This is a genomic window from Paucibacter sp. KCTC 42545 (assembly GCF_001477625.1).
In the GTDB taxonomy this organism is placed as follows: Bacteria; Pseudomonadota; Gammaproteobacteria; order Burkholderiales; family Burkholderiaceae_C; genus Paucibacter_A.
Map to the genome: position 1 here is coordinate 2,076,541 of NZ_CP013692.1, position 14,496 is coordinate 2,091,036.

Genomic DNA, 14,496 nt, shown 5'->3' on the forward strand with positions numbered 1-14,496 from the left:
TGCCGAAGTTTGCAGATATCGCCCCAGAGCCCAAGCCCATATTGAGCCCAAACCCTGGAACCACAGACAGTTTTCAGTTCTGTACCTGAGCGTGGCGCCCTTCGTTTCGACGCCGAGCGCCAAGCCCAAAGCATTCACGTGACTGTAGCGAAACGATCCGGTGAGCCTCCAAGTTCAGTCTTGAATTCACCAGCCCCGAACAGTCACGCCCACCTGAGGTAAAGCTCATGCCCTCGATCATCACAAGCCTTTCCACCGACCAAATTGATGGTCTGACCACGGCGACTCTGCGCAAGCTGACTTCAGAAGACTGGGCAGCATTTACGTCTGATCAGCTGAAAGCGCTGACGACCGAGCAGACGGCCAGCTTGTCCACCTTGGCGATCAAGTCACTCAGCTCGGAGCAGATCAGCTTCTTCGAGACCGAGGATTTCGCTAAATTCAGCACGGCGGCCATACAGGCCTTCAGCGCGAATCAGATCAAGGGCATGACCAGTGAGCAAGCACAGGCACTGACCACTAAGCAGGTCAGTGCCTTTGTCACTGAACACATGGCCGCTTTGGAGTCGCAGGACCTGAAAGCCTTGGGGACCGAGGTTTTCAAGGTCATCAACTCCAAGCAGCTCGGCGCCCTGACCTCGGATCAGCTTTCAAAGATCGAGACCGAAGACGTCGCCAAGCTGAGCACCTCAGCACTGCGAGGCGTCACCAGTGATTCCCTGGGCGCATTTGGCACCGACCAGATCAACGCCCTGCTGACCAATCAGATTCAAGCCCTCACGACCCAACAGCTCAAGGGCATGGGAACCGACCAGGTTGCCAAACTGGAAACCGAGGATTTGCGTGCCCTGACGACGGCGCAGATTCGGTCCTTGGCCACCGATCAATTCAACGCACTGGGCACCGACCAGATCGCCCAGTTGACCACGACACAGGTCCAGTCGCTTAACACCACCCAGCTCGCTGGCATGGAGTCGGCCGACCTGAAAGCCCTGGCCACCGACCAAGCCAAGATCCTCAGTTCCGCGCAAGTCGGCGCCCTGGCTTCGGACCAACTCAACAAGCTGGAGACCGAAGACTTTGCCCTGCTGAGCACGGCCGCCCTGCGTGGCCTGACGTCCGACGGCATCCGTGCCCTGGTGTCTGACCAGATCAACGCTTTGGGCTCGGCTCAGATCCAATCCCTGACGACCCAGCAGCTCAAGGGTCTGGGTACCGATCAAGTTGCCTCGATGGAAACCGCCGATCTGCGCGCGCTGACCACCGTGCAGCTGCGCTCCCTCGGCACCGATCAGTTCAATGCGCTGGGCACCGATCAGATTGGCCAGCTGACCAACGCACAGATCCAATCCCTGACGACGGCTCAACTCGCCGGCATGGAATCGGCCGACCTGAAGGCCCTGGCCACCGATCAAGCCAAGCTGCTCAGCTCCGCTCAGATCGGCGCGCTGGCCTCGGATCAGCTCAACAAGCTGGAGACCGAAGACTTCGCCCTGCTGAGCACGGCCGCCCTGCGTGGCCTGACTTCCGACGGTATCCGTGCCCTGGTGTCTGACCAGATCAACTCCCTGGGCTCGAACCAGATCCAGTCGCTGACGACCCAGCAACTCAAGGGCTTGGGAACCGATCAGGTCGGCTCGATGGAAACCGCCGATCTGCGCGCGTTGACCACGGCACAGATCCGCTCTTTGGCGACCGACCAATTCAATGCCCTGGGCACTGACCAGATCGGTCAGCTGACCACCCTGCAGGTGCAAGCCCTGACGACGGCCCAGTTCGCCGGCATGGAATCGGCCGACCTGAAGGCCTTGGCCACCGATCACGCCAAGATCCTCAGCTCCGCTCAGATCGGCGCCCTGGCTTCGGATCAGCTCAACAAGCTGGAGACCGAAGACTTCGCCCTGCTGACCACGGCCGCCCTGCGTGGCTTGGGTTCGGACGGTATCCGTGCCCTGGTGTCTGACCAGATCAATGCTTTGGGCTCAGCTCAGATCCAGTCCCTGACAACCCGGCAACTCGACGGCCTGGGCACCGATCAGATCGCCGCGATGGAGACCGCCGATCTGCGCGCCTTGACCACGGTACAGATTCGCTCCCTGGGTACCGACCAGATCAACGCCCTGGGCACCGATCAAATTGCTCAGCTGACCAGTGCGCAGATCCAAGCCCTGACGACCGCCCAGGTCGCCGGCATGGAGTCGGCCGACCTGAAGGCCCTGGCCACCGACCAAGCCAAGCTGCTCAGCTCCGCTCAGATCGGCGCCCTGGCCTCGGATCAGCTCAACAAGCTGGAGACCGAAGACTTCGCGCTGCTGACCACGGCCGCCCTGCGAGGCCTGAGCTCCGACGGCATCCGTGCTTTGGTGTCTGACCAGATCAATGCCCTGGGCTCAGCGCAGATCCAGTCGCTGACCACTCAGCAACTCAAGGGTCTGGGCACCGACCAGATCGCCGCGATGGAAACCGCCGATCTGCGCGCTTTGACCACGGCGCAGATCCGTTCCCTCGGCACCGACCAGATCAACGCCCTGGGCACCGACCAGATCAGCCAGCTGACCACAGCTCAGATCCAGGCCCTGACGACCGCACAAATGGCCGGCATGGAGTCGGCCGACCTGAAGGCCCTGGCCACCGACCAGGCCAAGATCCTCAGCTCCGCTCAGATCGGCGCCCTGGCTTCCGACCAGCTCAACAAGCTGGAGACCGAAGACTTCGCCCTGCTGAGCACCGCTGCATTGCGGGGCCTGACGTCCGACGGCATCCGTGCCCTGGTGTCTGATCAGATCAATGCCCTGGGCTCGAACCAGATCCAGTCACTGACAACCCGTCAACTCGACGGTCTGGGCACCGATCAGATCGCCTCGATGGAAAGCGCCGATCTGCGTGCGCTGACCACGGGTCAGCTGCGCTCCTTGGGCACCGACCAACTCAATGCCTTGGGCACCGACCAGATCGGCCAACTGACGACCACTCAGATCCAGGCCATCACGACAACACAGGCCGCCGGAATCGAAACCACCGATATCCGTGCCCTGACCACTGAACAGGCCAAGGTGCTGAGTTCGGCCCAAATCGCCGCACTGGCTTCTGACCAGCTCAGCAAGATGGAGACCGAGGACTTCGCATTGCTGACCACGGCCGCCCTGCGTGGCCTGGGTTCGGACGGCATCCGTGCCCTGGTGTCTGATCAGATCAATGCCCTGGGCTCGAACCAGATCCAGTCGCTGACCACTCAGCAACTCAAGGGTCTGGGGACCGATCAGGCCGCCTCGCTGGAGACCGCTGATCTGCGTGCCTTGACCACGGCGCAGATCCGCTCCCTGGCCACCGATCAGTTCAATGCCTTGGGCACTGACCAGATCGCTCAGCTGACCACCCTGCAAGTGCAAGCCCTGACGACGGCCCAGTTCGCTGGCATGGAGTCAGCCGACCTGAAGGCCTTGGCTACCGACCATGCCAAGATCCTCAGCTCCGCTCAGATCGGCGCCCTGGCTTCGGATCAGCTCAACAAGCTGGAGACCGAAGACTTCGCCCTGCTGACCACGGCCGCCCTGCGTGGCTTGGGTTCGGACGGCATCCGTGCCCTGGTGTCTGACCAGATCAATGCTTTGGGCTCGAACCAGATCCAGTCGCTGACGACCCGGCAACTCGACGGCCTGGGCACCGATCAGATCGCCGCGATGGAAACCGCCGATCTGCGCGCCTTGACCACGGCGCAGATCCGCTCCCTGGGTACCGACCAGATCAACGCACTGGGCACCGACCAGATTGCTCAGCTCACCAGTGCGCAGATCCAAGCCCTGACGACGGCTCAGTTCGCCGGCATGGAGTCGGCCGACCTGAAGGCCCTGGCCACCGACCAGGCCAAGATCCTCAGCTCCGCTCAAATCGGCGCCCTGGCCTCGGATCAGCTCAACAAGCTGGAGACCGAAGACTTCGCCCTGCTGACCACCGCCGCCTTGCGTGGTCTGGGTTCGGACGGCATCCGTGCCTTGGTGTCTGATCAGATCAATGCCCTGGGCTCGAACCAGATCCAGTCGCTGACCACTCAGCAACTCAAGGGTCTGGGCACCGATCAGGTCGCCTCACTGGAAACCGCTGATCTGCGTGCCTTGACCACGGCGCAGATCCGCTCCCTGGCCACCGATCAGTTCAATGCCTTGGGCACTGATCAGATCGCTCAGCTGACCACCCTGCAGGTGCAAGCCCTGACAACGGCCCAGTTCGCTGGTATGGAGTCGGCCGACCTGAAGGCTCTGGCCACCGACCAGGCCAAGATCCTCAGCTCCGCTCAGATCGGCGCCTTGGCGTCGGATCAGCTCAACAAGCTGGAAACCGAAGACTTCGCCCTGCTGAGCACCGCCGCCCTGCGTGGCCTGGGTTCGGACGGCATCCGTGCCCTGGTGTCTGACCAGATCAATGCCTTGGGCTCGAACCAGATCCAGGCGCTGACCACTCAGCAACTCAAGGGTCTGGGGACTGATCAAGTCGCCTCGCTGGAAACCGCTGATCTGCGTGCATTGACGACGGCACAGATCCGCTCCTTGGCCACCGATCAGTTCAATGCCTTGGGCACGGACCAGATCGCTCAGCTGACCACCCTGCAGGTGCAAGCCCTGACGACCGCCCAGTTCGCTGGCATGGAGTCGGCCGACCTGAAGGCTCTGGCCACCGACCATGCCAAGATCCTCAGCTCCGCTCAGATCGGCGCCCTGGCCTCGGATCAGCTCAACAAGCTGGAGACCGAAGACTTTGCCCTGCTGACCACCGCCGCCCTGCGTGGCTTGGGTTCGGACGGCATCCGTGCCCTGGTGTCCGACCAGATCAATGCCCTGGGCTCAGCTCAGATCCAGTCGCTGACGACCCGGCAACTCGACGGTCTGGGCACCGATCAGATCGCCGCAATGGAAACCGCCGATCTGCGCGCCTTGACCACGGCGCAGATCCGCTCCCTGGGCACCGACCAGATCAACGCCCTGGGCACCGATCAAATTGCTCAGCTGACCAGTGCGCAGATCCAAGCCCTGACGACGGCTCAGTTCGCCGGCATGGAGTCGGCCGATCTGAAGGCCCTGGCCACCGACCAAGCCAAGCTGCTCAGCTCGGCTCAGATCGGCGCCCTGGCCTCGGATCAGCTCAACAAGCTGGAGACTGAAGACTTTGCCCTGCTGACCACGGCCGCCCTGCGTGGCCTGGGTTCGGACGGCATCCGTGCCCTGGTGTCTGATCAGATCAATGCCCTGGGTTCGAACCAGATCCAGTCGCTGACCACTCAGCAACTCAAGGGTCTGGGCACCGATCAGATCGCCTCGATGGAGACCGCCGATCTGCGCGCTTTGACCACGGCGCAGATCCGCTCCCTCGGCACCGACCAACTCAACGCCCTGGGCACCGACCAGATCAGCCAGCTGACCACCGCTCAGATCCAGTCCCTGACGACCGCACAGATGGCCGGCATGGAGTCGGCCGACCTGAAGGCCCTGGCCACCGACCAGGCCAAGATCCTCAGCTCCGCTCAGATCGGCGCCCTGGCCTCGGATCAGCTCAACAAGCTGGAGACCGAAGACTTCGCCCTGCTGAGCACAGCCGCCCTGCGTGGCCTGACCTCCGACGGCATCCGCGCCCTGGTGTCTGATCAGATCAATGCCCTGGGCTCGAACCAGATCCAGTCGCTGACCACTCAGCAACTCAAGGGTCTGGGGACCGATCAGGTCGCCTCCTTGGAAACCGCTGATTTGCGTGCCCTGACGACGGCTCAGATCCGCTCCTTGGCCACCGATCAATTCAATGCCTTGGGCACTGATCAAATCGCTCAGCTGACCACCCTGCAGGTGCAAGCCCTGACGACGGCCCAGTTCGCTGGCATGGAGTCGGCCGACCTGAAGGCCCTGGCCACCGACCATGCCAAGATCCTCAGCTCCGCTCAGATCGGCGCACTGGCCTCGGATCAGCTCAACAAGCTGGAGACCGAAGACTTTGCCCTGCTGACCACGGCAGCCCTGCGTGGCCTGACCTCCGACGGCATCCGTGCCCTGGTGTCTGACCAAATCAATGCTCTGGGCACAGCACAGATCCAGTCGCTGACAACCCAGCAACTCAACGGCTTGGGCACCGATCAGATCGCCTCGATGGAAACGGCCGATCTGCGCGCCCTGACCACGGCACAGCTGCGCTCCCTCGGCACGGATCAAATCAATGCCCTGGGCACCGATCAGATAGCACAGCTCACCAGTGTGCAGATCCAAGCCCTGACGACGGCTCAGTTTGCCGGCATGGAGTCGGCCGACCTGAAGGCCCTGGCCACCGACCAAGCCAAGCTGCTCAGCTCGGCTCAAATCGGCGCCCTGGCTTCGGATCAGCTCAACAAGCTGGAGACCGAAGACTTTGCCCTGCTGACCACGGCAGCCCTGCGTGGCCTGACGTCCGACGGCATCCGTGCCCTGGTGTCTGACCAGATCAATGCCTTGGGCTCGGCCCAGATCCAGTCGCTGACGACCCAGCAACTCAATGGCCTGGGCACCGATCAGGTCGCTGCGATGGAAACCGCCGATCTGCGCGCCTTGACCACGGCACAGATCCGTTCCCTGGCCACCGAGCAGCTCAACGCCATGGGCACCGATCAGATCAGCCAGCTGACCACAGCTCAGATCCAGTCCCTGACGACGGCCCAGATGGCCGGGATGGAATCGGCCGACCTGAAGGCCCTGGCCACCGACCAGGCCAAGATCCTCAGCTCCGCTCAAATCGGCGCCCTGGCATCGGATCAGCTCAACAAGCTGGAGACCGAAGACTTCGCCTTGCTGAGCACGGCCGCCTTGCGTGGCTTGGGTTCGGACGGCATCCGTGCCCTGGTGTCTGACCAGATCAACGCCCTGGGCTCGAACCAGATCCAGTCGCTGACCACTCAGCAACTCAAGGGGCTGGGCACCGATCAAGTCGCCTCGCTGGAAACCGCTGATCTGCGTGCCTTGACCACGGCGCAGATCCGCTCCTTGGCCACCGATCAGTTCAATGCTTTGGGCACGGACCAGATCGCTCAGCTGACCACGCTGCAGGTGCAAGCCCTGACGACGGCCCAGTTCGCTGGTATGGAGTCGGCCGACCTGAAGGCCCTGACCACCGATCAGGCCAAGATCCTTAGCTCCGCTCAGATCGGCGCCCTGGCCTCGGATCAGCTCAACAAGCTGGAGACCGAAGACTTTGCCCTGCTGAGCACGGCCGCCCTGCGTGGCCTGGGTTCGGACGGCATCCGTGCCCTGGTGTCTGACCAGATCAACGCCTTGGGCTCGAACCAGATCCAGTCGCTGACCACTCAGCAACTGAAGGGCCTGGGCACTGATCAGCTTGCCAGCTTGGAAACCGCCGACCTGCGTGCCCTGACGACGGCTCAGATCCGCTCACTGGGTACCGATCAGTTGAATGCTCTGGCCTCCGACCAGATCGGCCAGCTGACCTCGGCGCAGATCCAAGCGCTCAGCACGGCTCAGTTTGCCGGTATGGAAACGGCTGACCTGAAGGCACTGGCCACCGACCAGTTCAAGCTACTCAGCTCGGCCCAACTGTCTGTACTTGGCTCCGACCAGGTGCGAGCGCTGGAAACCGCAGACCTGAGCCAGCTGAGCACCAGTGCCCTGCGCGGATTCGGATCGGACCAGCTGGCCGCCTTCATCACCGATCAGATCGAGGGCCTCAGCACTGCACAAATTGCGTCTCTGAGCACCACGCAAATCCGCGGCATGACGAGTGAACACTTCCGGGTCATGGAATCGGAGGACGTGCAGGCCTTGAGCACGGCACAAATCCGCGCCATCGCCACCGACCAGTTCTCCGCCCTGCACTCGGATCAGCTGACGGCGATGAGCAGCGCACAGCTGGCCGCGATCAACTCTGAGCAACTGCACACGCTGAGCTCGGAAGAGATTCGCGCCTTCGACAGCAGCGACATCAGCTACTTCAGCACAGCGGCTCTGCGTGGCTTCACCAGCGACCAGATCCAGGCTCTGCAAACTGATGACATCAAGGCCTTGACCTCGGCCCAGTTCTCTACCTTCACGACGGAGCAGATCCACTCGCTGATCAGCGAGCAGATTGCCGGACTGGATGCGTCGGATATCAGCAAGCTCTCGATGACGCAGGCGACCTCCTTCGCCACCGAGGCGATCAACGCCATGAGCAGCGATCAGCTCAATGCACTGGTCGCGGCCCAGGTCTCGCCCATCATCCTTGACCTGGACGGCAACGGTGTGGAGACCATCTCTGCCGACAAGGGCGTTACTTACGACCTCTTGGGCATGGGTGTCTGGCAGAAGTGGGGCTGGGTGGGCGGCAATGACGGCCTGCTGGTGCGCGATATCAACGGCGACGGCAAGATCAATGACGGCCGCGAGCTCTTCGGCGAAGGCACCCGCCTGGCCGATGGCTCACACGCCAAGGATGGCTACGCCGCGATGGCCGCGATGGACAGCAACCATGACGGCAAGCTGGATGCCAAGGACAAGGACTTTGCCCAGCTGCAGGTTTGGGTGGATGGCAACCACGACGGCATCACCCAGGCCGGCGAGCTGAAGTCCCTGGACTCCCTGCATATTGCCAACCTGGATCTGCATGCCCAGACCTCGACGGCGGTCAACAACGGCAATCTGGTGGGCCTGGTCTCGGGTTATCAGGCGACGGATGGCAAGACGCACGATATGGCCGACGTCTGGTTCAGCCGCGACTCCAGCCAAGCGGCCACGACCACGGCGCCCACGGCCGTGACGGGCAGCGACGGAGCCAAGCTGCAGCTCAGCGATGTGCTGGTGCCGCCCGCCGAGGTGCCACTGCCAGGAGCGCCAAGTGCCGACAAGCTGACGCATCAGGCCATCGACGGCCCAGCGCTGATCAAGCACAAGAACCCAGGCGATGACGACGACCTGAGTCGCCACCTGCCTCTGATCTGAGTTTGATCGACGACAAATCCGGATGCATCGTGAACGATGCATCCGGTTTGTCCACTTTGTGAGGCCCTGTTTGAACGAGAGCCAAGCGCCGCCACCTAATATCCCAGCCAAGCGTCGCGCCTACCCCAGGGCGAGCGCGCCGCTGGGTTTGAACCCTTGTCCTTTTGCAATGCTGCTGCCGGCTCCAGCCTGATCAAGCAGAACAGCCATGGCCACCTCCGTCCCCACACCACCGAGCCCCGAAGAGCTTGCTCAAATGAGCACGCAGGCCCTCGCCAAGCTCAGTCCGGCTGTGTGGGCGCAGTTCACCCCTGACCATATTGCGGCGCTGAGTTATGAGCAGGCCCTGTCCTTGAAGGCGGGGGCGTTCAAATCTTTGCCCGCCAGCTTGATGTCGGCCTTTTCAGTCGAACAGCTGCAAGCCCTCACCCCCACCGTCTTCAAGGCGCTCAATACGGCCCAGTTGGGCGCATTGACCCTGGACCAGTTTTCTCAGCTGCTGCCCGAGCAGGTCGGCAGCCTGCAGTCCAAACAATTTCCGGGCATACGTGCCGAGCAATTTGAGGTCTTGGGCGTGGACCAGTTGGTGCAGCTCAATCCCGCTCAGCTCAAGGGCATGTCCACCAGCCTGTTGGCGGTAATCGCACCCAACGAGCTCAGCGAACTGAGCACCAAGTTCATTTCCAGCCTCTCCGGTGGCCAACTGAGCTCCCTGGCGCCCGAACAAATCACCGCCTTGACGGTGGACCAAATCGGCAGTCTCAACGGCAGCCACGGCAGTGCGCTGAAGGCGACACTGCTCGCCACCTTGGCGCCGGAAGCCTTGCAAAACCTGTCCTCCGCGGCCATCCGAGCCATCAGCGGCGCCACCTTGCGCGAACTGCCGGCTGAGCTGCTGCAGACCTTCGCCAGCGGCCAAATTCGAGCCCTGAGCACCGGTCAGATCAGCAGCCTGGGTAGCGCTGGCATCGACGCCCTGAGCAGCGATCAAATCCCTGCCCTGAGCACGGCGCAACTCAAAAGCCTCAGCACCAGCCAACTGGGCGTGCTCACCACCAGCGATTTTGAGCAGCTGGGCACCAAGGCCTTGCAGGGCTTTAGCGCCAAGCAGCTGGGCGTGCTGCAGTCGGACCAGCTCGGCGGGCTCAGCGGCGCCCAACTCGGCGTGCTGACCTCCGCCCAAGCCATGGGGCTCAAGTCGGATCAGCTGCAAATGCTGACCAGCGATGCCTTGCCCGGCTTGTCCACCGGCGCGATCCGTGGCCTGACGCTCAGTGCCTTGCAAGGCCTGGTCAGCGATCAAGTAGGCTCGCTGGCCACCCGCCAGATCGCCTCATTCAGCTCCCGTCAGTTTGCGGTGCTGGACAGCGCGGACCTGATGGCCATGAGCACCCAGCAGTTCCGCAGCCTCAGCTCCGCCCAGCTCGTGGCCCTGAGCAGCCGTCAGATCGGCGCCCTGGAAACCGAAGACGTGGCCGCCATCAGCAGCGCCGGCATACGCGCACTCAGCGGCAATACACTCAATGCCTTGGCCAGCGATCAGCTGCAGGCCCTGGTCACCGCCCAGATCGCGGCATTGAGTTCGGCCCAAGTCTCCGCGCTGAGCAGCAAGCAGCTGAGCCTGATGGAGACCGAGGATCTGCGCAGCCTGAGCACGACGGCCCTGCAATCCTTGCGCAGCACCCAGCTGAGCGCACTGAGCAGCGATCAGTGGCAAAGCCTGTCCACCGTACAAATTCGATCACTGAGCACCGATCAAATTCAGTGGCTCAGTACCGAGCAGCTCAATCTGATGAGCACCTTGCAGATGGCTGCGCTCAGCTCCAAGCAATTGCAAGCGCTCAGCGCCAATCAACTGGCCCATCTGGAGACCGACGACTTTGCCGCGCTGTCAACCGCCGCTTTCAAGTCGCTCACCGGGGAGCAACTGCATTCGCTGGATCCTAATCTCTTGCGCGTGCTGAGCAGCAGCCAAGCTGCGATTCTGAGCTCGGCCCAGATTGCTGGACTGAGCTCCGAGCAGTTCGTGCAGATCGGCAGCGAAGCCTTGCAGGCCTTCAGCAGTGGTGCTATTCGAGGCTTGCAAGCCACCCAGCTGCACCAGTTGACCGAGGCTCAGGTGCAAATGCTGAGTTCACGCCAGTTGATGGCGCTGAGTTCGGAGCAAATCGCAGCGCTGCGCATCGATCAGCTCATCGCCCTGGGTACCGAGCAATGGGCGGCCCTGGGTTCACAGCAGGTGGCAGGCCTGAGCCCTGAGCGCATTGACGAGCTGAGCATGCAGTCCCTCAATGCCTTGAGCAGCGCCGGGCTGCGAGCTTTGTCGGCCGCCCAGGTCGATGCCTTGACCGTTGACCAATGGGGTGCCATCAGCTCGCGCCAGATGGCCTTGATGAGCTCACAGCAATTGGCCAAGGTGGGTACCGACGAGATGTGGGCCCTGCCGGTTGATGCCTTGTTGGCCATCAGCACCGCCGCCATCCGGGGACTCACCTCCAGCCAACTGGCCAATATCGACCTGAGCCAGGCGGCGACCCTGACTACCGCCCAAATTGCTGCGCTGAGCAGCCAGCAGCTGGGCCAACTCAGCACCGACGCCATCCAGGTCATGCTGAGCGAGCAATTCAGCGTCTTGAGTGATAAGCAGCTGATGGGCCTGAGCACCCAACAAGTCGCCGCCATGGAGCTGGCCGATGTGGCCGCCCTGGGGGCGCGCGGCGTGCGAGCCCTGTCGGCGAAGCAACTTGCCGCCATGACGCTGGATCAGCTGACCGGGCTCAACAGCGCGCAGGTCGCGGGCCTGGGCACCTCACAACTCGCCCTGCTCAGTTCGGATCAAATCATGGCCATCGTGGCCGACGATCTGGCCGCCATGTCCACGGCCGCCTTGCGCGCTCTGTCAACCGCTCAGTTCGCGGCCTTTGGCGCGGCGGAACTGGTGCAGCTCAACAGTGCCCAGCTCGCCACGCTGGGCTCGGTGCAGCTGGCTGCCATCAGCACGGATGAGATCGCCCAGCTGCTGCCCCAGCAATTCGCCGCCCTGAACGCCGATCAGCTGCGCTTTCTCGACAGCGCACAACTGACAGCCATCAGCGCAGATGGCCTGGCCGCCATCAGCAGCCAGGCCTTGCGCGGCTTGAGCAGCGTCCAGCTGCGCCAGCTCAATAGCGAGCAGTTCGCCTCACTCAACAGCCAGCAACTGCAATCACTCAATAGCGAGCAGCTGCGCAGCCTGGAAACCAATGACTTGGTGGCGCTGACCGAAGCGCAATGGGCGGTGATGGGCTCGACCCAGCTCAATGGTTTGAGTTCGGCCCAGATCGCCAGCATTGAACTCGTGGACATTGCCGCCATCAGCAGCAATGCCTTGCGCGGCTGGTCCACCGCCGGATTGGATGCCTTGCAAAGTGATCAGGTGGCCACCCTCACGGCGCAACAAGTGGGTGTTTTGCAGGCCAATCAGATGGCCGGGCTGAACAGCGCCGACATCGCCCTGCTGTCGGCGGAAGGCATGGGCTTGCTCAGCAGCAAGTCCATCCAGGCCTTGAACAGCAGCCAGGTGCATGCACTTAATGGCGCGCAGGTCCAGGCCCTGAGCAGCGAACAGATCCGCGCCATCAGCACCTTGGCGGTGGGCAATTTGTCCAGCGAGGCGGTGCTGGCACTGGCCACGGAGCAGATCGCGGCCTTGAGCACGGCTCAGCTGCGCGCCCTTAGCAGCGAGGAGCTGCAGCTGTTTTCCCAGCAACAACTCCACAGTTTGGAATCCGACCAGATTCGCGGCCTGGGTTCGCGCCAACTCAGCATGCTGGCCAGCGAGCAATTTGCCCTGCTGGCCAGCGAACAGCTGAGTCTGCTGAGCAGCGCACAAATTCGCGGCCTCGCCAGCGAGGACATCACGGCACTGAGCCCCTTGCAGCTGCAGGCCTTAAGCACCGGCGCGCTTGCTGGCATGAGCACCGTGCAAATCGCCAGCTTGAGCGGCGCGCAGGTCGAGGGCCTGAGCACGCTGCAGATTCGCTCACTGTCCTCCCTGGCCCTCAACGGCTTGAGCACCGAGGCCTTTGATGCCTTGGGCTCCGAGCAAATTGCCGCCCTCAGCAGCGCGCAACTGGCGCGCCTGAGCACCGAAAACATCTCTTTGCTGGCAGGCAGCGATATGCACGCCATGCTGAGCGAATCCCTGCGCGCCTTCAGCAGCTTGCAACTCGGCGCCTTCAGCACCGAAGCCATTGCTGAGCTGAGTCAGGCGCAGATGAGTGCCCTGAGCAGCCGCCAAGCGGGCGGATTCAAGCTCGCCCAATTGGCCGCCATCGAGACCGAAGACATCGTGGCGCTGAGCACCTCCGTCTTGCAGTCACTCAGCACCAACCAACTCAATGCCTTCACCACGGATCAGTTCGGCGCCCTGCTGACCCAGCAGTTGAACGGCCTCAGCAGCAAGCAAATTCGCTCCCTGGAGACCGAAGACATAGCCGCCTTGCAGACTTGGCAGATCGCCGGGCTGAATTCCCGCAGCATCGCCGCGCTGAGCACCGATCAAATCCGCGCGCTGGAAACCGAGGACATCGCCGCCCTCAGCTCGGCCCAGCTGCGCGCCTGGAGCACGGCTCAGATTCACGCACTGCTGACGGAGCAGATCCAGGGCCTGGAATCGCAGGACATCGCCAGCCTGAATATGCAGCAGGTGCACGCCTTCAGCACCGAGCAAATCGCGGCCATGAGCGCCAACCAGGTGGACGCCTTGTTTGCGGCCACACCCATCGTCTTGGATCTGGACGGCAATGGCGTTCACACCACCGCCGCCGCCCAAGGCGTGCAGTTCGACCTCAATGCCACCGGCAAGAGCCAGCAATGGGGCTGGACCGATGGCAAGGACGGTTTGTTGGTGATGGACCGCAACCACAACGGGCAGATCGACAACGGCGCCGAGCTCTTCGGCAGCGGCGTGCATTTGGCCGATGGCAAACGCGCGGGCGACGGCTATGCCGCCATGCGCAGCCTGGACAGCAATGGTGACGGAGTGCTGGACACACACGACGCGGCCTTCGCCGACCTGCGCGTCTGGGTAGACCGCAACCGCGATGGCTTGAGCGCAGCGGCAGAGCTGCTCAACCTGTCTGAGCTGAACATCGTCTCGCTGGACTTGCATGCCCAAAAGAGTAGCCAAATGGATGCGGGCAATCTGATCGGCCTGGTGTCCGGCTACACCTTGGCCGACGGCAGCCAGAAGCTCATGGCCGATGTCTGGTTCGCCAAAAACACGCCCGGGGATGTGCCGCTGGCCCAGGAGATCGCCACTCATGGCGAGCACGATGCCGCCCAGCCTGGGGCGGCCAACGCAAACACCCCGCTGCCCAATCTGCAGGATCTATTGGTGGCTGCCGATCAAAGCCTGCCGGCCTCACTGAGCCAGGCGGCCCCGACCGCGCAGGCCCAGGCGGCGGATCCAGACACCCTTCTGCGTCAGGCGCTTGCACACCGCCGACCCGCCCATGAAGATGGCGACCCCTGGTTGCCGCTGATCTAAGCGCAACACAGGCTTCGCCGGAAATGC

The 14,496-nt window shown here is 62.8% G+C and carries 2 protein-coding genes; both read left to right on the plus strand.

Annotated features, from left to right (window positions below; genetic code table 11):
- Positions 1 to 227 precede the first annotated feature (227 nt).
- Complete coding sequence (locus AT984_RS09165) at positions 228 to 8,939, plus strand: hypothetical protein (protein ID WP_058719832.1); 8,712 nt, start codon at positions 228 to 230, stop codon at positions 8,937 to 8,939.
- 208 nt (positions 8,940 to 9,147) lie between these two features.
- Positions 9,148 to 14,469, plus strand: a complete 5,322-nt coding sequence (locus tag AT984_RS09170; protein WP_156421959.1) for a hypothetical protein — start codon at positions 9,148 to 9,150, stop codon at positions 14,467 to 14,469.
- The last annotated feature ends 27 nt before the right edge of the window (positions 14,470 to 14,496 follow it).